General features: G+C 64.9%; 24 protein-coding genes. 18 read left to right on the plus strand and 6 right to left on the minus strand.

Annotated features, from left to right (window positions below; all coding sequences use genetic code 11):
* Positions 1 to 95: 95 nt before the first annotated feature.
* The 10 genes from ACF1AJ_RS17645 to ACF1AJ_RS17690 all read left to right on the plus strand — a co-directional run bounded on the left by ACF1AJ_RS17645 (position 96) and on the right by ACF1AJ_RS17690 (position 12,954).
* Positions 96 to 854, plus strand: a complete 759-nt coding sequence (locus tag ACF1AJ_RS17645; RefSeq protein WP_391508531.1) for a carbohydrate ABC transporter permease — start codon at positions 96 to 98, stop codon at positions 852 to 854.
* Positions 851 to 1,201 (plus strand): L-rhamnose mutarotase, encoded by a 351-nt coding sequence (locus tag ACF1AJ_RS17650; RefSeq protein WP_391508532.1) that lies wholly within the window; start codon positions 851 to 853, stop codon positions 1,199 to 1,201. Before ACF1AJ_RS17645 ends, ACF1AJ_RS17650 begins: the two co-directional genes overlap by 4 nt.
* Positions 1,194 to 2,357 carry an L-rhamnose isomerase gene (gene rhaI / locus ACF1AJ_RS17655; RefSeq protein ID WP_391508533.1) on the plus strand — a complete coding sequence of 388 codons (1,164 nt, stop codon included), beginning with the start codon at positions 1,194 to 1,196 and terminating at the stop codon, positions 2,355 to 2,357. The genes ACF1AJ_RS17650 and rhaI overlap by 8 nt, the downstream gene beginning before the upstream one ends.
* Positions 2,358 to 2,359: 2 nt before the next feature.
* Entirely contained in the window at positions 2,360 to 3,808 is a 1,449-nt protein-coding gene (locus tag ACF1AJ_RS17660; RefSeq protein WP_391508785.1) for an arabinose isomerase, read from the plus strand.
* On the plus strand, positions 3,805 to 4,149 hold the full coding sequence (locus ACF1AJ_RS17665; RefSeq protein WP_391508534.1) for a putative quinol monooxygenase: 345 nt from the start codon (positions 3,805 to 3,807) through the stop codon (positions 4,147 to 4,149). Before ACF1AJ_RS17660 ends, ACF1AJ_RS17665 begins: the two co-directional genes overlap by 4 nt.
* Complete coding sequence (locus ACF1AJ_RS17670; RefSeq protein WP_391508535.1) at positions 4,146 to 6,182, plus strand: bifunctional aldolase/short-chain dehydrogenase; 2,037 nt, start codon at positions 4,146 to 4,148, stop codon at positions 6,180 to 6,182. Before ACF1AJ_RS17665 ends, ACF1AJ_RS17670 begins: the two co-directional genes overlap by 4 nt.
* A complete protein-coding gene (locus tag ACF1AJ_RS17675; protein WP_391508536.1) occupies positions 6,179 to 7,609 on the plus strand; it encodes a rhamnulokinase family protein in 1,431 nt (476 codons plus the stop codon). The genes ACF1AJ_RS17670 and ACF1AJ_RS17675 overlap by 4 nt, the downstream gene beginning before the upstream one ends.
* An 11-nt stretch (positions 7,610 to 7,620) precedes the next feature.
* Positions 7,621 to 8,883, plus strand: a complete 1,263-nt coding sequence (locus ACF1AJ_RS17680; RefSeq protein WP_391508537.1) for an alpha-hydroxy-acid oxidizing protein — start codon at positions 7,621 to 7,623, stop codon at positions 8,881 to 8,883.
* 125 nt (positions 8,884 to 9,008) lie between these two features.
* Positions 9,009 to 9,995, plus strand: coding sequence for a class II fructose-bisphosphatase (gene glpX, locus ACF1AJ_RS17685; protein WP_391508538.1), 987 nt, complete (start codon positions 9,009 to 9,011; stop codon positions 9,993 to 9,995).
* 208 nt (positions 9,996 to 10,203) lie between these two features.
* Positions 10,204 to 12,954 carry a hypothetical protein gene (locus ACF1AJ_RS17690; RefSeq protein WP_391508539.1) on the plus strand — a complete coding sequence of 917 codons (2,751 nt, stop codon included), beginning with the start codon at positions 10,204 to 10,206 and terminating at the stop codon, positions 12,952 to 12,954.
* 507 nt (positions 12,955 to 13,461) lie between these two features.
* Here ACF1AJ_RS17690 and ACF1AJ_RS17695 read toward each other — a convergent pair.
* Positions 13,462 to 13,680, minus strand: a complete 219-nt coding sequence (locus tag ACF1AJ_RS17695) for a hypothetical protein (RefSeq protein WP_391508540.1) — start codon at positions 13,678 to 13,680, stop codon at positions 13,462 to 13,464.
* A gap of 554 nt (positions 13,681 to 14,234) precedes the next feature.
* Here ACF1AJ_RS17695 and ACF1AJ_RS17700 point away from each other — a divergent pair.
* The 5 genes from ACF1AJ_RS17700 to ACF1AJ_RS17720 all read left to right on the plus strand — a co-directional run bounded on the left by ACF1AJ_RS17700 (position 14,235) and on the right by ACF1AJ_RS17720 (position 18,033).
* Positions 14,235 to 15,134 (plus strand): hypothetical protein, encoded by a 900-nt coding sequence (locus ACF1AJ_RS17700; protein WP_391508541.1) that lies wholly within the window; start codon positions 14,235 to 14,237, stop codon positions 15,132 to 15,134.
* Positions 15,135 to 15,191: 57 nt separating this feature from the next.
* Positions 15,192 to 16,010: a hypothetical protein gene (locus ACF1AJ_RS17705; RefSeq protein ID WP_391508542.1), complete on the plus strand. Its 819-nt coding sequence runs from the start codon at positions 15,192 to 15,194 to the stop codon at positions 16,008 to 16,010.
* Positions 16,007 to 17,062, plus strand: coding sequence for an ImmA/IrrE family metallo-endopeptidase (locus tag ACF1AJ_RS17710; RefSeq protein WP_391508543.1), 1,056 nt, complete (start codon positions 16,007 to 16,009; stop codon positions 17,060 to 17,062). Before ACF1AJ_RS17705 ends, ACF1AJ_RS17710 begins: the two co-directional genes overlap by 4 nt.
* Before the next feature lie 80 nt (positions 17,063 to 17,142).
* A complete protein-coding gene (locus ACF1AJ_RS17715; protein WP_313540683.1) occupies positions 17,143 to 17,304 on the plus strand; it encodes a hypothetical protein in 162 nt (53 codons plus the stop codon).
* A gap of 372 nt (positions 17,305 to 17,676) precedes the next feature.
* On the plus strand, positions 17,677 to 18,033 hold the full coding sequence (locus ACF1AJ_RS17720) for an HIRAN domain-containing protein (protein WP_391508544.1): 357 nt from the start codon (positions 17,677 to 17,679) through the stop codon (positions 18,031 to 18,033).
* Between the two features lie 201 nt (positions 18,034 to 18,234).
* Here the strand turns inward: ACF1AJ_RS17720 and ACF1AJ_RS17725 are convergent, their stop codons facing one another.
* The 5 genes from ACF1AJ_RS17725 to ACF1AJ_RS17745 form a co-directional block, all read right to left on the minus strand.
* Positions 18,235 to 18,984, minus strand: a complete 750-nt coding sequence (locus ACF1AJ_RS17725) for a DUF6338 family protein (RefSeq protein ID WP_391508545.1) — start codon at positions 18,982 to 18,984, stop codon at positions 18,235 to 18,237.
* Between the two features lie 765 nt (positions 18,985 to 19,749).
* On the minus strand, positions 19,750 to 20,112 hold the full coding sequence (locus tag ACF1AJ_RS17730) for a transposase (RefSeq protein WP_391508546.1): 363 nt from the start codon (positions 20,110 to 20,112) through the stop codon (positions 19,750 to 19,752).
* Positions 20,113 to 20,581: 469 nt separating this feature from the next.
* The gene (locus ACF1AJ_RS17735) at positions 20,582 to 21,052 is read right to left on the minus strand and encodes a hemerythrin domain-containing protein (RefSeq protein WP_391508547.1); all 471 of its coding nucleotides are present in this window, start codon (positions 21,050 to 21,052) and stop codon (positions 20,582 to 20,584) included.
* A gap of 218 nt (positions 21,053 to 21,270) precedes the next feature.
* The gene (locus ACF1AJ_RS17740; RefSeq protein WP_391508548.1) at positions 21,271 to 22,128 is read right to left on the minus strand and encodes a hypothetical protein; all 858 of its coding nucleotides are present in this window, start codon (positions 22,126 to 22,128) and stop codon (positions 21,271 to 21,273) included.
* A gap of 144 nt (positions 22,129 to 22,272) precedes the next feature.
* Entirely contained in the window at positions 22,273 to 22,842 is a 570-nt protein-coding gene (locus ACF1AJ_RS17745; RefSeq protein ID WP_391508550.1) for a TetR/AcrR family transcriptional regulator, read from the minus strand.
* A 107-nt stretch (positions 22,843 to 22,949) separates the two neighbouring features.
* Between ACF1AJ_RS17745 and ACF1AJ_RS17750 the strand changes: the two genes are divergently transcribed.
* The 3 genes from ACF1AJ_RS17750 to ACF1AJ_RS17760 are packed head-to-tail and all read left to right on the plus strand — an operon-like array spanning position 22,950 to position 25,327.
* Positions 22,950 to 23,516 (plus strand): hypothetical protein, encoded by a 567-nt coding sequence (locus tag ACF1AJ_RS17750; protein ID WP_391508551.1) that lies wholly within the window; start codon positions 22,950 to 22,952, stop codon positions 23,514 to 23,516.
* Positions 23,513 to 25,006, plus strand: a complete 1,494-nt coding sequence (locus ACF1AJ_RS17755) for a dihydrolipoyl dehydrogenase family protein (RefSeq protein WP_391508552.1) — start codon at positions 23,513 to 23,515, stop codon at positions 25,004 to 25,006. The genes ACF1AJ_RS17750 and ACF1AJ_RS17755 overlap by 4 nt, the downstream gene beginning before the upstream one ends.
* Positions 25,007 to 25,021: 15 nt before the next feature.
* Positions 25,022 to 25,327, plus strand: coding sequence for an EthD family reductase (locus tag ACF1AJ_RS17760; protein ID WP_391508553.1), 306 nt, complete (start codon positions 25,022 to 25,024; stop codon positions 25,325 to 25,327).
* Positions 25,328 to 25,360: the final 33 nt, after the last annotated feature.

The following is a 25,360-nucleotide window of genomic DNA, read 5'->3' on the forward strand; positions in this document are numbered from 1 at the left end:
CGACTGCGTCACCAGCGAAGCGAAAGGGTCACCGTCGCGTTCCGCGGACGGCAAGCGTTCTAGCCTGGGCCTACGCACTGCTGTCGATCTATCCTTTGATCTGGCTGGTCGTGCAGTCGTTTCGGAAGGATGTGGACATCCTCGGTGATCCCTGGGGATTGCCGCAAAGCCCCTCGTTCGCTGGCTATGTGAAAGCGTTCGAGACGACACCACTTCCCCAGTATTTCCTGAACAGTGTCCTCGTCACGCTGGCCGTGGTACTGATCTCGGTGGCATGCTGCGCAGGAGCCGGATACGCATTCTCCAGGCTGCGGTTTACTGGTAGCAACCTGGTGTTCCTGGTCTTCATTGGGGTGCTGGTAGTTCCCGCTCCGGTCTTACTGCTACCGGTGTTCCTGATCTCAAAGGACCTCGGAATCCTGGACAGTTACATCGGGCTCATCGGGCCGTATGCGGCAGGGGTGCTCCCGATCGGGGTGTACCTGATGAAGACCCACTTCGACACGTTGCCGGATTCTTATGCCGAGGCGGCCGAAATCGATCGGGCGACCGCATGGCAGACATTCCGGCTGATCATGCTTCCGCTGATCAGACCGGCGGCGGCGACCGTCGCAGTGCTCGCGTTTATGTCCGCATGGAACGAGTACATCTACGCACTGGTTGCAATTCGAAGCACGGAACTGTTCACACTCCCGATCGGTGTTGCGGACCTCGCGGCCAAGAAGTTCATTTACGGCTACGCTCCCGTGTTCGCGGCAATGGTGCTCACCGCCATTCCGGTCTATCTGGCATTTCTGCTTGCGCAACGGTCCTTCATGTCGTCGCTCGCGCTGGGCGGTGGAGTCAAAGGATGAGCGAAAGAATCTGTTTCCAGCTCCAGCTCGTCCCTGAACTAATCGAAGAGTATCGACACCGACACGCCCGGGTACCGCAGGAAATGCTCGACGAGATCGCGCGGTCCGGGCGCCGAAACTACTCGATCTTCCTCGGGAACGACGGCCTCCTGATCGGCTATTTCGAGACCGACGATCTCCAGGCGTCGACCGACTACCTTGCGTCCTCGACCATAGCGACGGCCTGGGAAGCGGACTCCGCACGCTATTTCATCGGCATGGACGAACGACCCGATCAGGGATTCATACGACTAATCGAAGTCTTCAACCTCGCAAGCCAACGAATGGACAATTCAGACGATGAGTGATTTCTCTTCAGTAGCGCCCTTGCTCTCCGCGCAGGCGATCGAGCTGCCGAGCTGGGCGTTCGGCAACTCGGGCACCCGCTTCAAGGTGTTCGGCACCCCCGGCACCGCCCGCGACCCGTTCGAGAAGATCTCGGACGCGGCGCAGGTGCACAAGCACACCGGGCTCGCGCCGACCGTCGCGCTGCACATCCCGTGGGACCGCGTCGACTCCTACGCCGACCTGAAGAAGCACGCCGAGGACAACGGCGTCGAGCTCGGAACCGTGAACTCGAACACGTTCCAGGACGACGACTACAAGTTCGGCTCGGTCACGCACTCCGACGACCGCATCCGGCAGAAGGCCATCGACCACCACTTCGAGTGCATCGACGTGATGAACGAGACCGGCTCGCGCGACCTCAAGATCTGGCTGGCGGACGGCACCAACTACCCGGGCCAGGACTCCATGCGGGCCCGGCAGGACCGGCTGGCCGACTCCCTCCAGAAGATCTACGAGCGCATCGGGGAGGGCCAGCGGCTGGTGCTGGAGTACAAGTTCTTCGAGCCGGCGTTCTACCACACGGATGTCCCGGACTGGGGCACGAGCTACGTGCAGACCGCGGCGCTCGGCGACCGCGCGTTCGTCTGCCTCGACACCGGCCACCACGCGCCGGGCACGAACATCGAGTTCATCGTGATGCAGCTGCTGCGCCTCGGGAAGCTCGGCTCGTTCGACTTCAACAGCCGCTTCTACGCCGACGACGACCTGATCGTCGGCGCGGCGGACCCGTTCCAGCTGTTCCGGATCGTCTTCGAGGTCATCCAGGGCGGCGGCTACGGCAACCCGGACGTCGCCTTCATGCTCGACCAGTGCCACAACCTGGAGGCAAAGATCCCGGGCCAGATCCGCTCGGTCCTCAACGTGCAGGAGGCGACGGCCAAGGCACTCCGCGTGGACACCGAGGCACTGGTGGCGGCGCAGCGCGCCAACGACGTGCTCGCGGCCAACACGGTCTTCATGGATGCGTTCAACACGGATGTGCGCGCCGATCTGGCCGCCTGGCGCGAGTCGCGCGGTCTGCCGGCGGACCCGATGGCCGCGTACAAGGCCAGCGGGTACCAGGAGAAGATCGAGGCCGAGCGCGTGGGCGGCACCCAGGCCGGATGGGGGGCGTGACGATGACGTCGTCGATGACAGGAGCCAACATCACACAGCTCCTCACGCCCAAGGATCGTCGCCAGCCACGTATTGGTCTCGTTGCTGGGGGCCTGGGGACCTATTGGCCGCAGTTCCCCGCTCTGCTCCCGCAGCTCCAGGAATCGGCGCGGTATGTCTCCGGTCGATTCGAAAAGATGGACGCGGACGTCGTCGACGTCGGCTTCATCTCCGATGCGCAGGAGGGCGTGGCGGCCGCCGAGAGGCTTCGGGTCGCAGACTGCGATCTGATCGTGATGTTCCTCACGACGTATCTGACGTCCTCGATGGTGCTCCCTATCGCTCAGCGGACAAACACTCCTGTGCTTGTGATAGACCTGCAGCCGACCGAGGCGATGGACCATTCCTCGTTCGATACCGGCGCTTGGCTCGCGTACTGCGGACAGTGCCCGGTTCCCGAGGTGGGTAACGTTTTCCGGCGGGCGGGAATCCCGTTCCGCTCCGTGTCCGGGTATCTCCGCCAGGAGTCGGCATGGGAGCGCATCGGTCAATGGATCCGTGCCGCACATGTCCGGGCTGCGCTGCGCAATGCTCGTCACGGTCTTATGGGTCACCTGTATCCCGGGATGCTTGATGTTTCGACCGACCTGACTCTGCTCCCGGCAACGTTCGGGTCCCATGTCGAGGTGTTGGAGTTCGACGATCTACGTCATCGAGTCGAACAGGTAACCGAGAACGAGACGATCGAGCGGATGGAGGTCGCGCGGCGCATCTTTGCCCTCGATGAGACTGTCGTGGACCAGGATTTCGCGTGGGGTGCAACGGTTTCTGTCGCGCTGGACCGACTCGTCGAGGACTTCGAGCTAGACAGTCTTGCCTATTACCACCGGGGTCTTGACGGCGAAAAGCATGAACGGCTTGGTGCCGGGATGATTCTCGGTGCGTCACTGCTCACCGCGCGCGGCGTCCCCGCGACCGGCGAGTACGAACTGCGCACCACGGTCGCTCAACTCGCCACCCAAGTGGTCGGCGCCGGGGGATCGTTCTGCGAAATCCAGGCACTTAATTTTGAAGACAACGTAGTGGAGATGGGCCACGACGGACCAGCCCACCTCGCCGTCTCATCTCGCGACCCGCTCCTACGCGGTCTCGGCGTCTACCACGGCAAACGCGGCTGGGGAGTCAGCGTCGAGTTCGATGTTCAGCATGGCCCAGTGACATTGCTCGGCCTCGGCCAGGATTGCGACGGCTCGCTCGTCTTCATCGCATCCGAGGGCACAGTCGTACCGGGCCCACTCCTTGCAATCGGCAACACCACATCGCGCGTCGATTTCGGCCGTGACCCCGGCGAGTGGGTGGACGCGTGGAGCGCATCTGGAGTGGGACACCACTGGTCTCTTTCGCTCGGGAATCGCGCCGCGGACTACCGCGCTGCGGCCAGCCTCCTCGGCATCGAATTCAGGCAGGTATGAGCGGACCCGTCATTGTCGTTGCGATTCTGACCCCGCGGCCGGGACGTACTCAGGACGTGCTCGCATCGTTCGCCAAGCTCTCCCCGCTCGTCCATCGAGAAAAGGGCTGCGAACTCTATGCAGCACATACCGACGGCCAGGTCGTCATCATGATCGAACGCTGGACGACTCGTGAGGACCTGGACGCTCATGCTGGTGGCGAGCCGCTAGAACTGCTGAACGAACTCAACACGGGTCTGCTCGAGAGACCTTACGATGTGTGGTTTCTCGAGAATGTTGCGATTGGCGACCCGAGCAAGGCCACAATCCCCTTTCCTCTACCCGAAATGAATGCCTCATGACGAACGAGACCATTGCGGCCCTCCTGGGCCGGTCGAACCGCCTCGGGTCCGACCCGAAGAACACGAACTACGCCGGCGGCAACACCTCCGCCAAGGGCACGGAGACCGACCCGGTGACTGGTGAGCCGGTCGAGCTGCTCTGGGTGAAGGGCTCTGGGGGAGACCTCGGAACGCTGACCGAGCAGGGCCTCGCCGTGCTGCGCCTCGACCGGCTGCGCGCCCTCGAGAACGTCTACCCGGGCGTCGACCGCGAGGACGAGATGGTCGCCGCGTTTGACTACACGTTGCACGGCAAGGGCGGTGCCGCCCCCTCCATCGACACGGCCATGCACGGTTTGGTGGATGCCGCGCACGTCGACCATCTGCACCCCGACTCCGGCATCGCGATCGCGACGTCGGCCGACGGGGAAGAGCTGACGAAGACGATCTTCGGTGGCCGGGTGGTGTGGGTGCCGTGGCGTCGTCCCGGGTTCCAGCTCGGGCTCGACATCGCGGCGATCAAGGCCGCGAACCCGGATGCGATCGGCACCGTGCTCGGCGGTCACGGCATCACCGCGTGGGGCGACACTTCTGAGGAGGCCGAGGCGAACTCGCTGTGGATCATTCGGACCGCCGCCGACTACATCGACGCGCACGGCCGCCCAGAGTCGTTCGGGCCGCGGATCGCCGCGAATGAGCCGCTGTCGCCTGCGGAGCGTCGCGCGAAGGCGTCGGCGCTGGCGCCGACCATCCGCGGCCTGGCGTCGACGGACAAGCCGCAGGTCGGATCGTTCACCGACGATGATGTGGTGCTCGACTTCCTCGCCTCCGAAGAGCACCCGCGGCTGGGTGCGCTCGGAACCTCCTGCCCGGACCACTTCCTGCGCACGAAGGTGAAGCCGCTGATCCTCGACCTCCCGGCGGACGCGTCCGTCGAGGACTCGATCGCCCGGCTGACGGAGCTGCACGAGCAGTATCGGGCCGAGTACACGGCCTACTACGAGAAGTACGCGACCCCGGACTCGCCGGCGATGCGCGGTGCGGACCCGGCGATCGTCCTCATTCCCGGCGTCGGCATGTTCTCCTACGGCAAGGACAAGCAGACCGCCCGTGTCGCGGGCGAGTTCTACATCAACGCGATCAACGTGATGCGCGGCGCGGAGGCGATCTCGTCGTACGCGCCGATCGATGAGTCGGAGAAGTTCCGCATCGAGTACTGGGCGCTGGAGGAGGCCAAGCTGCAGCGCCTCCCGAAGCCGAAATCCCACGCGGGCCGCATCGCTCTCGTCACGGGCGCGGCCTCCGGCATCGGCAAGGCCATCGCGACCCGGCTCGCCGCCGAGGGCGCGTGCGTCGTCATCGCCGACCTCGACCTGTCGAAGGCGCAGGCCGCCGCGGCGGAGCTCGGCGGTACGGATGTGGCGATCGGGGTGGCGGCGAACGTCACCAGCGAGTCCGACATCCAGGCGGCCATCCAGGAGGCGCTGCTGCAGTTCGGCGGGCTCGATCTGATCGTGAACAACGCCGGCCTGTCGATCTCGAAGCCGCTGCTGGAGACCACCGAGGCCGACTGGGACCTTCAGCACGACGTCATGGCCAAGGGCTCGTTCCTGGTGTCGAAGGCGGCGGCGAAGGCGCTCATCGAGCAGGGGCTCGGCGGCGACATCGTCTACATCTCGTCCAAGAACTCCGTCTTCGCCGGCCCGAACAACATCGCCTACTCGGCGACCAAGGCCGACCAGGCCCACCAGGTGCGACTACTCGCGGCCGAGCTCGGCGACTACGGGGTGAAGGTCAACGGCATCAACCCCGACGGCGTCGTGCGCGGCTCGGGCATCTTCGCCGGCGGCTGGGGCGCCAAGCGCGCCGCGGTGTACGGGGTGCCGGAGGAGGAGCTCGGCAAGTACTACGCCCAGCGCACCCTCCTCAAGCGCGAAGTGCTGCCGGAGAACGTCGCCAACGCGGTCGCCGTGCTCACCTCCGCCGACCTCGACCACACCACCGGACTCCACATCCCCGTCGACGCGGGCGTCGCGGCCGCCTTCCTACGATGAGCACCGGTACCGTCGCCGCAGTCGATCTCGGTGCGACCAGCGGCCGGGTGATCCACGCCCGCGTCGGCGCCGACACGCTCGAGCTGACCGAGGCCGCGCGATTCCCCAACACGCCCGTGCGGGTGTGGGAGGGGAATCGGGCGGCGCTGCACTGGGATGTGACCGGGCTGTACGCGAGCGTGCTTGAGGGGCTCGCATCCGTCGCCCGGACGGATCCGGCGCTGTGCAGCATCGGCGTGGACTCGTGGGCGGTCGACTACGGCCTCCTCCGCAGCGGGCGGCTGCTCGGCGAGCCGTACCACTACCGCGACGAGCGCACCGAGCGCGGGGTCGATCTCGTGCACGCCGCGGTCGAGCCTGCGGAACTCTATCGCGAAGGTGGTCTGCAGTTCCTTCCATTCAACTCGCTTTACCAGCTGGCCGTGGACGCGGCCGACGGAGTTCTTCTCCCGGGCGATCAGATCTTGCTCATTCCCGACCTCTTTGGATACTTCCTGACGGGCAAGCACTACGCGGAACGCACCAACGCTTCCACGACCGGTCTGCTGACTGCCGACGGCACCTGGAACGACATCCTGATTGACCGTCTCGAACTTCCGTGGGACGTGTTTCCTCCGCTGATCTCAGCGGGCGATCCGATAGGCCCCTTGCTCCTTTCCGTGCGCCGCGAGCTATCGTTTAGCGGCTCCGGCCCGACTGTGATGGCGGTCGGTTCGCACGATACCGCCTCCGCAGTCGTGGCGGTGCCGATGGACGCCTCCCGGGCCGCGTTTATCTCCTGCGGAACCTGGGGACTCGTCGGGGTGGAGCTCGAGGGCCGCGTCATCACCGGGGAGGGACGCGCGGCGAACTTCACCAACGAGGGTGGCGTGGACGGACGCATCCGCTACCTCCACAACGTCATGGGCCTCTGGCTGCTCAGCGAATCCATCCGCGAATGGCAGCGCCGGGGCTTGCACGTCGACCTCGCCGGGCTGCTGGCGGAGGCGGCCGAACTGCCGCGCCCGGCCGACGTCTTCGACGCCGACGACCCGCGGTTCCTCGCCCCCGGCGACATGCCGTCTCGCATCGCAGCATGGTTCCAGGAGCGTGGGCTGCGGGCGCCCGCCTCGCCCGCCGGGATGGTGCGGGCCATCGTGGAGAGCCTTGCGGCCGCGTTCGCGCAGACCGTCCACCGCGTCGGCGAGCTCACCGGCGTGCCGGTGGACACCGTCCACGTGGTCGGCGGAGGCGCCCGCAACGCGCTGCTCTGCCAGGCGACCGCCGACCGTAGCGGGTTGCCCGTCCTCGCCGGTCCCGTCGAGGCCACCGCCATCGGCAACGTCCTCGTCCAGGCGCGCGCCGCCGGACTCCTCACCGGCGACCTGGAGACGCTTCGCGCCCTGGTCGCCCGCACCACCCAGATCGTCCGCTACGACCCCCGTTAGGACCCATCCGCATGGTCGACCGTCAATTCCCCAAACCCGCCGAACTCCTGGAGCTGATGCAGTTCAAGAAGCCCGAGCTCAACCTGAAGAAGCGGCGCCTGGAGTCGGCGCTGACGATCGAGGACCTCGCTCATATCGCCAAGCGGCGCACGCCGAAGGCGGCGTTCGACTACACCGAGGGGGCGGCGGAGGGCGAGCTGTCGCTGGCGCGGGCGCGGCAGGCGTTTCAGGATGTGGAGTTCCACCCGTCGATCCTGCACGACGTGTCGACGGTGGATACGTCGTGTGAGATCTGGGGTGGTCCGTCGGCGTTGCCGTTCGGGATCGCGCCGACCGGGTTCACGAGGTTGATGCAGACCGAGGGTGAGACCGCGGGGGCGGGTGCGGCGGGGGCGGCGGGGATCCCGTTCACCCTGTCCACGTTGGGGACGACGTCGATCGAGGGGGTGAAGGCGGCGAATCCGCACGGCCGGAACTGGTTCCAGCTGTATGTGATGCGGCAGAAGGAGATCTCCTACAGCCTGGTGGAGCGGGCGGCGGCGGCGGGGTTCGACACCCTGTTCTTCACGGTCGACACCCCGGTGGCCGGGGCGCGGTTGCGGGATAAGAGGAACGGGTTCTCCATCCCACCCCAGCTCACCCTTGGCACGATTGTGAACGCGATGCCGCGGCCGTGGTGGTGGTACGACTTCCTGACCACCCCGAAGCTGGAGTTCGCGTCCCTGTCCGCGACCGGCGGGACCGTCGGGGACCTGCTCAATGCGGCGATGGACCCGTCGATCGACTACGACGACCTCGCCGAAATCCGGGCGTTGTGGCCGGGGAAACTCGTGATCAAAGGGGTGCAGAACCTCGAGGATGCGAAACGCCTGGTGGATCACGGCGTCGACGGGATCGTCCTGTCGAACCACGGCGGCCGGCAGTTGGACCGGGCGCCGATCCCGTTCCACCTCCTCCCCGAGGTGGCCCGGGAGGTCGGCCACCACACCGAGATCGCGATCGACACCGGCATCATGAACGGCGCCGACATCATCGCCGCCTACGCCCTGGGCGCGAAGTTCACGTTGATCGGGCGGGCGTACCTGTACGGGCTGATGGCCGGCGGCCGGGAGGGTGTCGACCGGACCATCCAGATCCTCACCGACCAGCTCATCCGCACCATGAAACTCCTCCAGGTGCGCTCCCTCGCCGAGCTCACCCCCGCCCACGTCACCCAACTGGCCCGGCTGCAGCCACTCCGGCGCGACACCCAACTCGAGCGGCTTGACGAGTAAGCCAGAGTTCGCTTCGTCGAGTGGGTACAGCGAAGCGCACCGCGAGAGCTTGACCCTTTCGCGCGTGGGGCCTGCAGGAAATCTTCTTGATGCAGATCCGACACCACCATTATGAAGGACCTGCCATGACCAGCACAGACACCGCATCCCTGTTCCTGCACCCCGACCGGAACCTGGCGATGGAGCTGGTGAGGGCGACGGAGGCGGCGGCCATCCGCGCGACGCCGTGGATCGGGCGCGGCGACAAGAACGCGGCCGACGGTGCCGCGGTGGATGCGATGCGCAAGTTCCTCGGGACGGTCAATTTCGACGGCGTAATCGTGATCGGCGAGGGCGAGAAGGACAACGCGCCCATGCTGTTCAACGGCGAGCACGTCGGCAACGGCCGGGGCCCTGCGGTCGACATCGCGGTCGACCCGATCGACGGGACCTCGCTGACGGCGGCCGGCCGGCAGAACGCGCTATCGGTGATCGCCGTGTCGGATCGCGGCACGATGCTCGACGCGTCGAGCGTGTTCTACATGTCGAAGATCGTCACCGGGCCGGAGGGGTTCGGGGTGGTGGACCTGTCGCAGTCGATCGGCGACAACATCCGCGAGCTGGCGAAGGCGAAGGGCAAGCCGGTGGGCGAGATCCGCGTGGCGGTGCTCGACCGGCCGCGTCACGAGGGGCTGATCGACGAGATCCGCTCGGCCGGTGCCGGCACGCGCCTGATGCTCGACGGCGATGTGGCCGGCGGTATCAACGCCGCCCGGTACGAGTCGCGCATCGACATGTGCGTGGGGATCGGCGGCAGCCCGGAGGGCATCACGACGGCCTGCGCGATCAAGGCGCTAGGCGCGTTCATGCAGGGGAAGCTGGCGCCGAAGGATGACGTGGAGCGCGCGCAGGGCGTCGCGGCGGGTCTCGACATGGACCGGGTTTACGGCGCGGACGACCTCGTGAAGGGCGACAACACGTTCTTCGTGGCGACGGGCGTCACCGACGGCGGTCTGGTGGAGGGCGTGCGCCGGAAGGGCCCGATCATCAAGACGGAGTCGATCGTGCTGCGCTCGAGGTCGGGCACGATCCGGCGTGTGCTAGCCGACCACCTGGCTACCCGTTGGCGCTAGGCAGACTGACCACGCGTTCGAAAAGCCGAGGCATCAGCTGTGTTCCCTAGTGCCGGCTGTTATGGGAGCGGATGTCGCGGCGCAGTTCGTAATGGTGTATTCGCGGATCGCACCTATGGAAAATCTGTATCGTTTCAGGTAGGTTGCCTGAAACGGTGCTGGCCAAAGCATTCCTTGCCAATGCAGCATCTTCAGCCAAAGGAGTCTGATGTTCAAACAGTCGACACGGAACCTCGTTGTGGGGGTGACGGCCGCCGTCCTCTTTGCGGCCTTCGTTGCTCCAGCCGTCCCGGCGAGCGCAGTGGGGCAAACGTACTATCTCAATAGCGCCTCAGCTACCTGCAGTGACTCGGGACCGGGGACTAGCGTCACGCAGCCCTGGTGCTCGCTTGGGCACGCGAGCCGCGGATATTCAGCAGGCGATCAACTGCTGATCGCGCGCGGTTCGACATATTCCAACCAATTTCTGACGATCAGTGGTCAGGGCACCGCTAGCTCACGAATAAGTATCGGAGCCTATGGCTCTGGTGCTCGGCCGTCGCTCAGCGGCGGGTCCAATGCCGGAGCTGCAATCGTCACGCTCCAGAACCCGAGCTACGTCTCCGTCAGTGGCCTCGAGCTCTCCTACGCCGGCGCGGGTGTCCTCGCGCAGTACAGAGCAAACTTCTCGGGCTCTCCGACAGGGAATCAGTCGCTCTTCTTCAGTGACATATACGTACACCACATCTCGGGAATCGGATCGTCGCGCGTCAACGGCGGTCCCCAGGACTTCGCGTGCCATTCCAACAATCTTGACCTTTGGCAATCAGGCGGGGTCGCCGTGACCGGGGACTACAACGTTCCCGTAAGCAGCAGCTCATACTTCGTTTCCGGAGTGACGTTCGACAGCATCGTCGGAGACCACAATCTCAACGTGGTGAACATCGACACGTGCGATGGGCGGGTTGGTAATCCTGGAACACCCGGGCCAGCCGCGCCGTACCTTGTACGTAACGTGAGCGTGAACAACGTTCAGGCGACGAACGGAGACGGCGCCGGATACTCCGAGCTGTGCAATGAAGGTACACGGTTCGACGGAGTTACGGGTCTGCGAGTCACGAATTCGACGTTCAAAAATCTCGGTGCTTGTCACGTCAATGGGGGCACGGCTGGAATCATTCTCGTATCCGTGGACACGGTCACGTTCGCTAACAACACATTGACTGATGTCCCAGCTACTGGCTCGGCCGATATGACAGCCATCGACAACGAACTCTACGTCAACAAGGTGACTCTCCGGGACAACCTGATCGCCCGTAATGCCGGGCCGGGCGTTGAGTTCCTGTCGTTGCGTGCGGGAATCGGCGATTACAACACGAATCACCTTGTTGATGGAAACACGTTCTACGGCAACGGTGGCGGATCGCTGGTCCGGATCAACCCGGCAGGCGTAGCGCTCTCCGGAACGGTGACCAACAACCTCATCGGGGACAGCCAATTCGTCAACAGCGAGGAATTCAGATCCCTCATTCCTAACAACGCGGGCAACATCACCAGCGCTACCTCGCCAACCGCTGCGTATGCGGCTGACCAGTTCGCTGCTACGCAAGGGGCAAATGGTTGGCGATATCGGACGAGCGCGAACGCGACTTCACCGACTGCATGGACTGACGCGGCATTCCAGAGCGGCCAGCATGTGACGGGTGTGTGGACAGACGGTGCAGCCGCACAAATCTCAGCCTTCGAGCAAACGCCGGGGACCGAGCGAGTCTGGACTGCGCCAGCGACCGGACGTGTCAGCTTGCGCAGTCTCGCCTTCAAGTCGGTGGCTGGCGGAGCAACGGTTACCGCTTCTGTTCGCAAGAACGGTGCTCTCGTGACTTCCGCGACTGTGGTGCCCACAGACACTTCGGGCAAGAACCTTGATGCTCAGATCGATGTGGCGGCCGGGGACAGCATTGAATTCATCGCGGCGGGAACGTCGAGTTCGTCCGACTGGCTGAGCTGGTCACCCTCTCTGATGTACACCGCCACGGCCGGTACGGGAGCTGGAAGTCTTGGAAACTCCAGCTTCGAGCAACCGTTCACAGGCGGGTATCAGTATGCGCCCGCGGATCGATCGTGGACATTCGCCAGCTTCGTGGCGGGTACCGCTGGGGACGGAGTCGTTGCGAATGGATCCACTTTCGGGAACCCTGCCGCTTCGGCCGGGGGTCAGGCCGCATTCGTCCAGGCGCAGGGCTCTGTCACCCAGAAGGTCCAAGGGCTGCTCTCGACGGGTTACAAGCTATCGTTCGACGCGGCACAGCGCAGCGGCAACTCTCAGAGCCTGAAAGTCACGTGGGATGGAACCGTGGTCGGGACGATTACGCCGTCCTCGGCCTCGTACTCGCGGTATACATTGCCCACCATCTCTGGGACTGCTGGAATCCACACTCTGGTGATTTCTGGTGTCGCGACATCGGATCAAACGGCGTTCCTCGACAATGTCTCGCTTGCGCCAGCGCCCTCCACGGACGCATCCTTCGCTGATCCCAGCTTTGAGACCGCTCGCGTGAGCGGTTATGCATACGCGCCGTCAGGATCCGGGTGGAATTTCGCAGCCACTAGCTCCGGAAACGGCGACGGCATCGTTTCGAACGGTTCGGCCTTCGGACAGGGGAATGCGCCGGATGGCACGCAGAGCGGTTTCGTCCAGCAGCAGGGAAGTATTGCGCAGACCGTATCTGGCTTCCTTGCAGCAAAACGATACGCGGTCGTCTTCAGCGCTGCACAGCGGCCGGGGCAGAGTCAAACCATCAAGGTGCTTATTGATGGGGCGGTGGTTTCAACGGTGATCCCAAGCGGGTCCCAGTTTGCGACCTACACCACCGCGCCGTTCATGCCTGGGGCGGGAGCGCACACCGTCACCTTCCTGGGTGGTGCGACTGTGGACCAGACCGCCTTCATAGATTCAGTGATCATCGCCGACGCAAGTTGACCATCGACGGGGGGCGGCCTCATCCGTCCCCCGTCCCCCTGCACGGGGCCCACAGCGCCCAACTGGAGCTACCTCATCGGTCATCGACGTACTTGCCGCCCTCTATGGGGTGGGTCAACCCCGGAGGAAGTTGTCGGAAAATTCGACCCAAGTTCCTACATTGCTTGGTTCTGACTCCATTGCTCTCCCGCGGACTTCATTGGTTCCGTTTCGCCCTCTCCCTCCTCACCCGCAGGGCTGTCGTCGCCCTTGGCTGCCTCAAGCTGATCCAGCAATCCTTGTGGACGAGCCGTCCGGCCTGTATGTCGGCCAGAGAGCCGTCTGCGGCGGCTCCCTTCTTGCAGACCGCTCGAGCGCGGCGTCGTCAACCTGAGGGGCGCCATTGCGCCCAGCAGCAGGCGGCTGGCCGAAGGCAAGAGCAAGCGCGAGGTCCGTCGCAGTCTGAAGCGCTACATCGCCCCGCGGCGGTTTCGCCACCTGCGCTGGGTGATGGCGTAACCGCCGCGCTCACAGCCAAGGCGGGATCTGTTCCGTAGGTTCGAGGCACGCGTTGTCAGGAAAGTGTGTGCGGACGATCTGTCGGATCAATTGCTCGGGCGTCGTGTTGAGCGTGGCGGCCAGTTTCAGGACCTCAACGTCTTCCCGTTGGGAGAAGTGCAGCGTCAATAGCGACAGGCCGCTGTGGTCGGTTCTGGCCAAGAAGATGTTGTCGGCAGTCCCACTCATGCCGACAGGATGATCCACCAGGGCCGGTCGCGACTAGCCCTCTGTATACCTTCTCAGTCACGGCAGTAAGCCGCGCGCCGTCGCTGTGTCCGACGCGCCAAGAAAGCGGAGCCGTACGGAGGCGGCACAGTCTTTGTCGGATGGAACGCCTTCGGCGTGCCGTTCCCCTACGTTTTCTTTCCGATCCGGCAGCCGATCATGGCGAGCTCCGGCAGCTCCGTTCCCTTCACTCGCTTGTTGCAGACTGCGCTCGCTGCGCTCCCTGCGCTTAGCAACCACTCCCTCCGGGCACTGCGCTGCCTCCGCCCGCTCTCGATCTTTGTGCCGGAACGGCAAGAAAGACGATCAGGAGCAGGACAGCACCAACGCCCCCACCTGGTCCCAGAATTCACGCGACCGCGGACGGAGGATATCCCCACCCGCAGGTGAGCCGGCCAGCTCGTTGCGAGAAGCACCGCGACTTTGTTGACGCGTGAGCCCCCCAAATGAGGGTCTCCCAGCGCCGGACAGAGAACGCGATCCTAGGTGCGGATGTAAGGGACTCCAGGGGGAACGTGAGCGCGTACGAGGAACTCGATCGTGACCGGCGCCCCGGTCCGGAAACGATCGCACTGCTGAAAGAGGTCACCGCCCAGGTAACCCGCACTCACTCGTTCCCGCCCCGCGGTTATCCGCGGTGGACCGACGAGGCCGTCGATGAGTTCGTCGGCCGCATGTTCGAGACCGGCCGGGCAGACAAAATGATCACCGGCTGCTTCATGCGTAGCGTCGACCAGCAATCCCTGGAACGGCTGCTGCTGACTTCGATCGGCAACGCGTTGAAAGACGAGGCCAAGGCCACACCCATCGGGAAACTCCGCCGCCGACTCAAGACCCTCTTGAAAGCCGATGAGCGCTTCGTGTCAGTTCCACCGAAACAATACGGAGGCGACGCATGGACGCTTCCCTCGAGCGCCGGCTTCTGGTCCGGACACCCCGACGAGCTCGACCAACTCACTCGTAACGTCGACGTCGAGCCTATAGAGACACTGCCAGCGTCAGGACCAACACCCGGCACGGCCAAAGCAAGCCTTGTCGAACTCAGTTATGCGGCGCTCCTCCGGGTTGCCGCAGCGGTTCTCGCACAGACACTCGCACGGTTCCTCGCCGCCCGGTTCTATCTCGATACCCCCGCCGTCCTGACCGGCGGGGCAGACAGCGAAACGATCGACGCCACACCGGACTCAGACGTCGCCGACCTCGCAGACGACATCCTCGCCGAGCTGACACCCCGTCAGCGGCAGCTGCTGGGGATGGGCGACGATCGTGCGTCGATCATGAACCAGTTCGGGGACGACGGAGCCGACGACTTCGAAAGTGCGGTTCGGATCCTGCGTACCTATCGGCAGACGGAGCTCGGCCACGAGGCGATCCTGGAAGTGCTTCGTCGGTGCGGTGAGGAACACAATGACTGAGTTACGTCGTCTGTGCTGTAGTGAAGCAACAACAGCCAACGCCACTACGGAGCAGAGATGAATGACGCGTTCCCGCCATACACGAACGCCGACCTTCTCGCTGCAGCCGCACGAGTGCATCTCCCACCACGACCGCAGGAGCCGTCCCGGATCAGCAGCGGCCAGCTATGGCGGCTGGAATGGGACGGAGTGTCCACTCTCGGCACGATCGCTGAAGATGACGATCGGCAACCGCTCGTTGTGCCTGTCAGCTTCGAATCCGACTCGCTAGCAAGCGGGCGAAGCATTTCAGTTCCGGGCGCATCAGCGCACGCGACAGCGTTCACTCATCACGCCAAGGCGGTGCCCGCGATCGTATTGGACAGCCTGATCGCCGATCTCGCAACGCCATTAGAGGCGGAAAGGGTCGATGAGGTGGTTGCAGATCCGTACGGGGCGCTCGATGTGTTCGAACGGGTGCACGCTTGGACTGCGCTGGCGGATGGCGCAGGCGACCTCGGCAACATGCTGAAGGCTCGGCTCTCGCCCAGCGACCTCAAACGCATCCTGGCGGTCGACGGAACATCTGCGATGGCTCTGCTACGGAACGAACGCCCGTTGACGACCGATGAGGCGGCCGCCCTCGCTGACGTCACCGAGATTCCCGCCGACGTGCTCCTCACCCACGCTGCACCGATTCCGTCGGAGCTGAAGGATGCGCTCTTCCTGCGACAGTTCCGTGGTGCCGTCCGGCAGTACGCGAAAGCGCTCGGCGGAACCGACTCGAACGCCTGGGTTGTGAGCGCTCAAGGCATTCAAGCGACGCGATACCGCCAGACCGGTCCAGGAGACAACTGGGTCACTCGCGCGGAGCGATTCTTCGAAGGAGAGCTATGACGGAGAGAGCGGATCGGATTCGGGCACGCTTGGACGCGAAAGACCAGGCGGCGCTGATACTCGAGGAGTTCAATCGTCAGGCCCCCGACCAGCTCGACGCGCTCCGAGCCGACCCGATCGCGTGGCTGGAAGCGTGGCCCCAGGTTGAGCTTGTCCAGCTGGAGCCGAACCGCGTTCCCGGTTCGTCGGACGAGTGCGTTGTCGACGGAACCTACGTGGGCGCTTCTACACCGCCGCGAATCGGTGTCGGCGGTGGCACGCAAACCCGAACTCAGTTCACTGCCCTTCACGAACTCGGCCACCACCTGCAGATGACCGGGGATGCCCTCCTAGACGCATTGGGAGAGCGCTCCGACCTCGGACGCTCCCTGGAAGAGGCAGCCAGCGATGCGTTCGCCGCAGCCGTACTCATCCCGGAAGACATCGCGAAGCAATACCTGGGGGTCGGCACCCCCGCCGCCGCCGCGATCGCTGAACTGTGGAAGCAACTCCCGCACGCGTCGCGGCAAGCCGTCCTCGTCAGAGCGGCACAGGCGTTGACCTCCGACGGGCACGTTCTACTACTCAACGCCGAGGGTGGAGTGGAGTTCGCTGCTTGCCGGGGAGCGATTCGACTTCCTCGACTGTCCGACCAGTCGAAGACCGCACTGTGGCGGGCAGGCAGATCGAATACCTCTGGAACTTGGACGTCGAGGACGCGATTCCGATACGGGCAACTCGAAGCCGGAGACACGTTCTACGCTCAGGCTGCCAGCATTGGCGCCGGCTACCAAGTCGTGGTTGCCGCCGTCGAGAAGGTGCCGTGGATGTTCTCGGTCAACCAGCCGGAGTATCACCGATATGGGCGCGAAGCGTACTGCGAGCGGTGCACTGAGGAGTTCTTCGCTACCTCCTTCTGCGGAGACTGCTCGCAGCCCGTCTGCCCGCGATGCAATCGCTGCGGCTGCGGCGGTGGGCTGGCCGAGTTCACATGCAAGCGATGCGGCTTTATCCGAAGCCCCGGAGAAGCAAGCGCTGTGGAGGGCGTCTGCACGGAGTGTACTGCCGTGTGAGATACGTCGTCTGTCCATGGCGGAACGGAGAATCCGTTTCACCGCACACCGTGCGGTCACTCGTCCTGAAGGAGGACACCATGCCTGTCGGAACGACAGCACACACCGGACAGCGCTGCCCCGAAAGCGGCGTCTGGACCGTGGTCGGTACGCCGTCCACCACCGCCCCCATCGCGAAGGGCAACGTCATGCCGCCCTACGCGAACAAGGCGGTGACTTGGCGTCTCACCCGGCTCGCGTAACCGGTTGGGGAGAGTCGAAGGAACTTACCCCCTCCGACTCTCCCCAAAACTCACATCCTCGCAATCACACGAAAGAAGGAGCCATCATGGCACCCTCCATCCCCACCCTCACCTGCCCGTACTGCCGGCACACGTTTGTCGGCGTCAGCGTAACCCGCCACGGTCTGATCCGGTGCGGCAACTGCGGCAAGACCATCCGGATCTAGAGCAGCGCGGCCCAACTCACGACCGCCAACGACGCAGAAGGGAGGACGGCTTCGGCCGGCCTCCCTTCCGGGTTTCATGAGGTAAGTCGACGCGCATCAGCACCGTCCGTGTCCGAGTACTGTCGGATCGTGAAGGTGTCGAGGCTCGACTACTCGAGAGACGAGGGTGCGAGATCTGACCGGTCTCGAGTCCGTACGGTTGCACATCCGAGGAACGTACGCGTACGTTCCCGACAGCCGGTGGGCTGACTTCGGAGGCACCGAGTATTTACTCGTAAGAGAACCAACGAACACCAACGATGCCAGCGCCGTCGCCGTCTACGGCCGAGAACGCAAAGTCGGCTACGTGTCGTCGTCCAAAGCAGCCTCCCTTGCACCGCTTCTAGACCAACTCGACGACTGCGACGGATTCGTCGTCAGCGGCGCGAGCACCTCGGACACCAGCATCCGGCTATGGGTCGACCTGCCCACGTTTCCGGCGCTGCGCGCTTACGTGAAGCGCAATGCTGCCCCGTCCTCGTAGTCGCCCTACTTGCTCGGCGCCGGCGGGTTCGCGGGCCTCGCAGGAGCCGGAGCGATTCCAGGCGGGACAGACGGACCCCTCGGCGGGACGACCTGATTGTGCGGGGTGCCGGCTCCGCGAGCGCCTTCGCTGATCGGCTTCGCGGCCGCTCCGAACTGCCCGCTGCCGCGAGCTCCCTTGCTGGTGTTGCTGAGCTGCTGCTTATTCTCCATTGCTCTCCGTCCTCTCGTTATCGGTCAGATCGTCCCCAGTGGCATCCGGAGGGTCGAAGAACTCCACGATATGGTCGTCGCTGATCCGGAGCCACACCCCGGCGGTCCCGGGTATTAACTCACCCAGGGTGCCGTCGGCTTCAACGAAGTACTGGTGACTCAGGTACAGATCCCGTGGCTCGGGGTATGTGCTGACGTACGACCCGCTCCCGAAGAATCCGCCCAGCATTCTCCCGTCAGGGAGTGTCACGCGAACGGCGCGGCCTCTGGGGTCGGTTGCACCTTTGTCCCACGCTGTTGGGACGGCTTCGTAGTAGGTGGTCCTCTCGATCACGTACTTCGATTGGGCCCTCTGCTTCTTCCTCTTCTTCGGGCGAACTACGCGTGGCGCCTTGGGCACGCGCCGCCGAATTCTGTAAGGGCTGTTGAGAACGAATGAAAGCAGCCCAGGAATCGCGAACGCCCCGGCGAGCACTGCGAGACCGAGAAGGCCCGGCTCCTCCACAAAGACCTTGTTACCCTCGATGTGAACCACCGAAGCGATCCAGGCAGCCCCAACTGCGAGGTAGATCGCGTCGAGAAGGACAGAGACGACCAAGGCCTGCGCAATCCGCGCATCGATCGTAAGGTCGTCGAATCTGAACCCGCGAAGGGTACGACGCACCAGCCCGTAGGTGAGACCGGGCACCAGAAGGACAACGATCGCGGCGATACCGAAGGCTGTGGTTGGAAAAGGCATGAGTTAGATCGGAAGCGGGCCGGGACCTCTGTCCCGGCCCGCCACACATCAGTGCTTCGTCGGGTCCACGAGGACGTAACCCATTCCGGGTCGCGGCGTCGGCGGCAGAGGTTCCCCTCGCGTCACCGTCCGCTCGGCTCCGGTGTGGCCGCCGCGTGGGCCGACTTGCTCGTACTGACCGGACCGTGGCGCTTCCTCGCCCGGCTTCATCACCTTGGGAGACATCCGTTTCACCTTCCTGGATGCCGGCGGTCCACCGGTCGATGCGAACGCCGCCGGAAATCCGGCGGATCCGCACCGACCGGGTTAAGCTCGAACTGATCGGCCTCGACAGTTGATCAGCTTGGGCCCCGGAACCGCTTGACCTTGAGTCGAAGCGATTTGCTCCGGGGTCTTGGCGTATCCACAACCATCTTCTTCGTGGATCCCAGCTTTCTCGTCCGACACGCCGGTAGCCTCCCCTAATCCATTCATTCGGTTCGCTAGCGTTACCAGTTTTGCGTCAGTCGACTTGCGCAGGCCGGCGAGCGTGACGAGGCTAGCCCGGCGCCCCGGTGCGCGGACGAATCACGCACACCTTCGGACGAGGGACGAGCGGAGCGTCGCTGTTCACGGCGGTGTGGGCATCGATCCAGATTCTGTGGTGGACCTTCTCGCGGGCGTACCACTGATTCCGCCAGTGCCCGCGGACTGGCCACTGTAACGTCCGTCGGACGGTGGCAGCTGCCGGCTCCCGGATCCAGGTGTCGTGCCGGGAGAGGTAGATCAGCTGCGTTCCTGTCTGAGGCTCGCGGGATCCACGCTCCCTTGGCTTCGGTGTGCTTGCCTTCTGGCCTGCTGCTGCAGCCGGTATAGCTGCAGCGAGACCGGCGAGTAGGGCGAGCGACAGATCCCCGCGTCCTGCAAGTGGAGGGTGATCCCGGTGCCATAGGAGTAGGTGCCCTCGACGCCGACTTGTCGGACGAGACCGAACGCGGCGATATAGGCCGCGATCGCTTGATAGCCGATGAGCGTTGCGGGGAAGCCGGCGTCGCCGAGCCTGCGCCCAGCGGTGTCGATCACGGCGACGTGGTGGGTTTCGGCGTGGGTGTCGATGCCGGCGATGGCTTCCGGCTGGATCATTGTCATGATGAATCTGCCTTCCGTTTTCCGATGAGGAGGCTCGCCGGTCAGGGAGGGCAGACAAAACGTTGACGGGGCTTCTACCCAAGCTCCTATAAGGTCATGCCAGCCCTGGCCGGCTCGCACCCTGCCCCCGGATGGACAGATCAATTCGAAGGCATCAACGCCAGCCACAGATTGGGTCACACCCAAGGGCAGGGACGTCTTTATCGTCGACGTCAGAGATATCCTGATTCGCCGGAATGTCACATTTCAAGAAATTGGCATTTGACTACATTTTGACTACAACCGCGCGAATTCCCGTGAGATCACACGAGATCACAGGAGCTCTACTTCGTTGACATTCCGCGGAAGTTGGCCGGGATTCCAAGGGTCCTGGGGCCCCGAACTAGAGTTCAAATCCCACCGGTACCGCCACGTGCAAGCCCCCGCGATCCCTGTTTCTACAAGGGATCCGGGGGCTTTCTCGTGCTGGTCACAATGGGCCGAGCATGTCGGTCACGGCAGCGTCCAGTTCGAGGCCTTCGAGGACCGTGAGGAGTTGCTGTTCCTCGTAGCGGAAGTGGCTTTCCATGATCGCGGCGATGCCGCCCAGGTGTCGGTCGAGTTCCTCGGTGGAGACCGTGCCGTCGAGCGCTGCCCGTAGCTCTGTGAGGAGATGCGAGATCATCGAGTGGTCCTGTTCGAGCGCGCGAAGCACGGGAGTCAGATCCGGGCGGGCTTCCTCGAGCGCAGGGAAGAGAGCCCGGTCTTCACCTCGGTGGTGGCCGTCGAGCGCAGCGCAGAACCCGTGGCAGTACAGGAGCAGGTCGCGGCCGACGTGCTCGACATCGCCGCCGCTGCTGAGCGCCTCCTGCGTGACGCGCACGGCGTCGCGGAGGCGCTGATGAACGCGTCGTAGTTCGCTGCTCCAGACGATGAGCCTGGTCGTCTCGCGGTCAGTCACGCGAGAGGGAAAGGAGTGATGAAATCATCGACAGTCCTTCGGTCCGACGCCTCCATGCCTGACACAGACTGCCACCGACACGCGACGTTACGACGATTGTAGGGGGCGACGTCAACGGCTTTACCTCTGGTCGCGGGCGATCGACGCGCGTGTGTCCTTTCCCGTCGCGATCGTCTTCTTCGGCTTCGGAGGCGGGGAGAGCCCGTATGGGCTGTCCGTCACCCGTGAACTGTGCGGAAAATGCCCCTGACGGTGGCCAGTATCTCGCTCGAGGTCTTGATCTCGCCGAGGTAGGAACTCGCCTTCTTCAGGACATTCGGGTTGAACCACTTGGCCTTGCTGTAGGTCGACGAGGGCAGGGCGCTCGACTTCTTCGGAAACAGGTCCTTGAAGGATTTCCCGCAGTAGTAGTCGTTCATGGCGCTTGTCGCCCACGCTGATGCGAACGACAGGGGCTCGATCTTCTTGCTCTTCTTCAAGGCGTTCGCGGTGTCGACCGCGGCCCACGCGCAGTTCCACAGAAACGCCCGCGTCTTCGATTTGTACCCGCTGGTCGCGATCCGCTTCGCGTAGTCCTTTCCGAGGTCGGCGATCTTCTCGGCTTCGTGGTTGTAGAACAGCCAGCTCGAGGTGATGAGCGGCTTGGCCACACCGAACTTGACGTCATCCAGGGAGGTGAGCCACACGGTCTCGCCTGGTGCCACGATCCACTCGCTGTGGGACAGGCCCGCCCAGGTCGTGAACTGTGAGAAGAGTGATGTCGCGGTATCCGTCGCATGCGCGATGTCGCTCCAGTGCGGCACGTCCTCGTCGTAGACCGAATCGTAGAACGCCCAGACCACGGGCGAGTCGTTGGTGAAGCTGTACTCGTAATCCTCCGCCGGACGCGTTTCCCCGAGGTCGCAGAGCGTGAGGAGGTCGTTGTACTCGGCCTCGAGCGGGGTCTCGGCGATGGTCTGCAGGCCGACGGAGGGGGCCTCGCAGTCGTCAGCGCTGGCCACCGCCGGAGACGACGATGCCGAGACGACGCCGACTCCGAGGGCTGCAGCGAGCGCAAAAGCCACCGCTCGTTTCATCGGCATCCCTCCATCGGGTCTGCTTCTCGCGGCGGGCGACTGGGTCCACCGGGACGAGCTCGAGGCGCTGAAGGCTGTTCGGACTCGACCACATTATGAGGGTTCCCCACTTTCCCGGCAATGCGTACGGACACGCGCCGTCGCTCAGTGGGAGCGCGTCAACGCCCTCGCGCTCCGCAGGAAGGACGCCTCGAGCTCCTCGGCCGGGTCGAGGTAGCCGGCGACCATCGCGCCGTCGCGGATGAGCATCAGGTCGTCGGCGACGCTGCGCGGATCCGCGAGTCCGAGAGGCTCGACGATCTCGCGGAACGTGTTCTTGCACCACGCGCGGTGAGCGTCGACTGTCTTTCGGACGGAGCTCTCCGGGTCGGGGTATTCGGCAGCGGCGTTGATGAAGGGACAGCCGCGGAAACCCTGCAGGCAGGAGAACTCCCCGAGCTGGGCGGCGATGAGCTGGAACACCCTGTCGGGGTCGCCGTCCGCTGCGGCGATCGCCCCCAGGATCCCGTCGCGCTCCTGCTGTGCGCGCAGCTCGAGGTGTGCGACGACCAGGTCGTCCTTGCTCTTGAAGTGGCGGTAGAAGGTCACCTTGGTGGTGCCGGCGCGTTCGATGACCTTGTCCACGCTGACCGCGCGCAGGCCTTCCGCGTAGAACAGCTCCGTCGCGGCGCCGACTAACAGCTCGCGCATCGACGTCTTCACGTTCTCGATCATAGGTGGCTCTTTTCCGGGTCGCTTGCGAAGACCGCTCGTCTGCGGCTAGGGTGACGCATGTAGAGTTACTAGTCATTCTACATGGACTCACGAAAGAACGGAACGGCATGACAACCACCACATCCGAGGCGCGTCCAGCGGCCATCGCCTCGTCCCTGCGCACCCTCTACTTCGTCCGATTCGGCTTCGCGATCGTCTGGGCCATCATCGTCGGCGTGACGGCGGCGACCATCACGCCGCTGAGCGCCACGCTCCTCGTGCTCTACCCGGTGTTCGACGCTGTTGCCGCGGTCATCGATCACCGCGCCTCGCGGGGGACCCGATCGGCTGCCCTCCTGTACGTGAACATGGGGTTGAGCCTCCTCGCGGCCATCGGTCTGGCCTTCGCAGTGACGTCCGGCCGTGCCGCCGTGCTGCTGGTCTGGGGTCTGTGGGCGATCACGGCCGGCGTGGTGCAGCTCATCGTCGGGATCTCGCGGCGCTCTCTCGGAGGCCAATGGCCGATGATCCTCAGTGGCGGCATCTCGGTGCTGGCAGGGGCGGCCTTCGCGCTGCAGTCCTCCGGAGCTTCGGCCTCGCTGGTGGGACTGGCCGGCTACGCGACGCTGGGTGGCATCTTCTTCCTGGTGTCGGCCATCCGCCTCAGCCGGACCGCCAAGGCGAACGACCGATGAGCGGGGCGGAGTACGACGTCATCGTCATCGGCGCCGGCCCGGTGGGGGAGAACGTCGCCGACCGCGCGGTGCAGGGCGGTCTCTCCGTCGTGATCGTGGAGGCGGAGCTGGTCGGCGGCGAGTGCTCGTACTGGGCCTGCATGCCGACGAAGGCTCTCCTTCGCGACGCGGCCGCCCTCCGTGCGGCCCGGAGCCTGCCGGGCGCCGCGTCGGCGATCACGGGGGAGCTCGACACGGCTGCGGTACTCCAGCGCCGGGATCGCTTCGCGTCGCACTGGCACGACGATGGTCAGGTCGAGTGGCTCGAGGGCGCCGGCATCGCGCTCGTGCGCGGCCACGGGCGCCTCCTCGGTCCGCGCACCGTCGAGGTGACCGCGCCCGACGGAAGCACCACGGTTCTGGTGGCGCAGCACGCAGTGGTCGTCGCGACAGGCACTCGCGCGGCCCTTCCGCCCATCCCCGGACTCGCCGAGTCGAAGCCCTGGACGAGCCGGGAGGCCGTCTCGGCCGAACGCCTCCCCGGGCGCCTCGCGATCATCGGGGGAGGCGTGGTCGGCAGCGAGATGGCGACCGCCTACAGCGCTCTCGGCACGGCGGTGACGCTGATCGCCCGCGACGGCCTCCTTCCGCGGGTCGAGCCGTTCGCCCGCGACCAGGTCGCAGACTCCCTTTCGGCCGACGGGGTGCGGCTCGTCATCGGGGCGGAGCCGACCGAGGTCACCCGGGAGGCCGACGGGACGATCCGCATCCGCTTGAGCGACGGCGAGGTGGTGCGAGCCGACCAGGTGCTGGTCGCCACCGGCCGCCTGCCCAATACCGGCGAGATCGGCCTGGAGGCCGTCGGGCTCGAACCCGGGAGCTGGCTCTCCGTCGACGAGACGCTCCGCGTGCTGGACGGCGACGGCATCCCCGTCGCGCACGGAGGGTTGTACGCCACCGGCGATGTCAATGGTCGCGCCCTTCTCACCCACCAGGGCAAGTACCAGGCCCGTGCCACCGGTGACGTGATCGTCGCCCGCGCACTCGGCGCCGAGGTCGACGACGCTCCATGGGGCAGGCATGCCGCAACGGCTGACCGCGGTGCGGTGCCTCAGGTCGTCTTCACGTATCCCGAGATCGCGTCCGTCGGCCACACCCTGGCGAGCGCGACTGCGGCGGGCCTGCGGGTGCGCCCCGTCGAGTACGACCTCGGCGCCGTCGCGGGTGCCGCTCTCCACGCGGACGGGTACACCGGGCGAGCAAGCATGCTGATCGACAGGGATTCCGGAACGATCGTCGGCTTCACCGCCGTCGGCCCGGACACCGCCGAGCTGCTGCACGCGGCCACGATCGCCATCGCGGCGGCCGTCCCGATCGAGCGGCTCTGGCACGCAGTACCCGCCTACCCGACGATGAGCGAGGTCTGGCTGCGCCTGCTCGAGACGGCGGGCAGCGACACCCGCAACCGCACACACCGATCCACCGAAAAGCTCGTCACGAGCGACCGATAACGAAAGAAGGACACGATGCCCACCAAGATCACCCTCATCATCGACAACCCCGCCGACGCAGCCGCGTTCGAGCGCGACTACGCCGAGGTCGAGGCGCTCGCGCGCCGCCTCCCGGGCCTTCTCCGAGTGGAGGCCGCAAAGGTCTGGCCCAAGGAGGACGGAACGCCCACCCCCGCGCACCGCACGCTCGACCTCTACTTCGACAGCTACGAGGAGGCGTCCGCCGCTGTCTCCACACCGATCGCTGGTGAGTTCTTCCAGCGCCTGGTGGCAACGGGGACGCCGTTCACCGGACTCTTCTCGGACATCGAGCAGGGCTGAGGCCGGCCTCCCCTGAGAAGGGCTATGACCTGG

The sequence above is a fragment of the Leifsonia sp. NPDC014704 genome (genome assembly GCF_043083605.1).
GTDB lineage: Bacteria > Actinomycetota > Actinomycetes > Actinomycetales > Microbacteriaceae > Leifsonia.

Bases quoted from the DNA above. Each gene is read 5' to 3' on its own strand.
- ACF1AJ_RS17650 (WP_391508532.1), top strand. From the start codon at position 851: ATGAGCGAAAGAATCTGTTTCCAGCTCCAGCTCGTCCCTGAACTAATC.
- rhaI (WP_391508533.1), top strand. From the start codon at position 1,194: ATGAGTGATTTCTCTTCAGTAGCGCCCTTGCTCTCCGCGCAGGCGATC.
- ACF1AJ_RS17660 (WP_391508785.1), top strand. From the start codon at position 2,360: ATGACGTCGTCGATGACAGGAGCCAACATCACACAGCTCCTCACGCCC.
- ACF1AJ_RS17665 (WP_391508534.1), top strand. From the start codon at position 3,805: ATGAGCGGACCCGTCATTGTCGTTGCGATTCTGACCCCGCGGCCGGGA.
- ACF1AJ_RS17670 (WP_391508535.1), top strand. From the start codon at position 4,146: ATGACGAACGAGACCATTGCGGCCCTCCTGGGCCGGTCGAACCGCCTC.
- ACF1AJ_RS17675 (WP_391508536.1), top strand. From the start codon at position 6,179: ATGAGCACCGGTACCGTCGCCGCAGTCGATCTCGGTGCGACCAGCGGC.
- ACF1AJ_RS17680 (WP_391508537.1), top strand. From the start codon at position 7,621: ATGGTCGACCGTCAATTCCCCAAACCCGCCGAACTCCTGGAGCTGATG.
- glpX (WP_391508538.1), top strand. From the start codon at position 9,009: ATGACCAGCACAGACACCGCATCCCTGTTCCTGCACCCCGACCGGAAC.
- ACF1AJ_RS17690 (WP_391508539.1), top strand. From the start codon at position 10,204: ATGTTCAAACAGTCGACACGGAACCTCGTTGTGGGGGTGACGGCCGCC.
- ACF1AJ_RS17695 (WP_391508540.1), bottom strand. From the start codon at position 13,680: ATGAGTGGGACTGCCGACAACATCTTCTTGGCCAGAACCGACCACAGC.
- ACF1AJ_RS17705 (WP_391508542.1), top strand. From the start codon at position 15,192: ATGAATGACGCGTTCCCGCCATACACGAACGCCGACCTTCTCGCTGCA.
- ACF1AJ_RS17710 (WP_391508543.1), top strand. From the start codon at position 16,007: ATGACGGAGAGAGCGGATCGGATTCGGGCACGCTTGGACGCGAAAGAC.
- ACF1AJ_RS17715 (WP_313540683.1), top strand. From the start codon at position 17,143: ATGCCTGTCGGAACGACAGCACACACCGGACAGCGCTGCCCCGAAAGC.
- ACF1AJ_RS17725 (WP_391508545.1), bottom strand. From the start codon at position 18,984: ATGCCTTTTCCAACCACAGCCTTCGGTATCGCCGCGATCGTTGTCCTT.
- ACF1AJ_RS17730 (WP_391508546.1), bottom strand. From the start codon at position 20,112: ATGACAATGATCCAGCCGGAAGCCATCGCCGGCATCGACACCCACGCC.
- ACF1AJ_RS17740 (WP_391508548.1), bottom strand. From the start codon at position 22,128: ATGAAACGAGCGGTGGCTTTTGCGCTCGCTGCAGCCCTCGGAGTCGGC.
- ACF1AJ_RS17745 (WP_391508550.1), bottom strand. From the start codon at position 22,842: ATGATCGAGAACGTGAAGACGTCGATGCGCGAGCTGTTAGTCGGCGCC.
- ACF1AJ_RS17750 (WP_391508551.1), top strand. From the start codon at position 22,950: ATGACAACCACCACATCCGAGGCGCGTCCAGCGGCCATCGCCTCGTCC.
- ACF1AJ_RS17755 (WP_391508552.1), top strand. From the start codon at position 23,513: ATGAGCGGGGCGGAGTACGACGTCATCGTCATCGGCGCCGGCCCGGTG.
- ACF1AJ_RS17760 (WP_391508553.1), top strand. From the start codon at position 25,022: ATGCCCACCAAGATCACCCTCATCATCGACAACCCCGCCGACGCAGCC.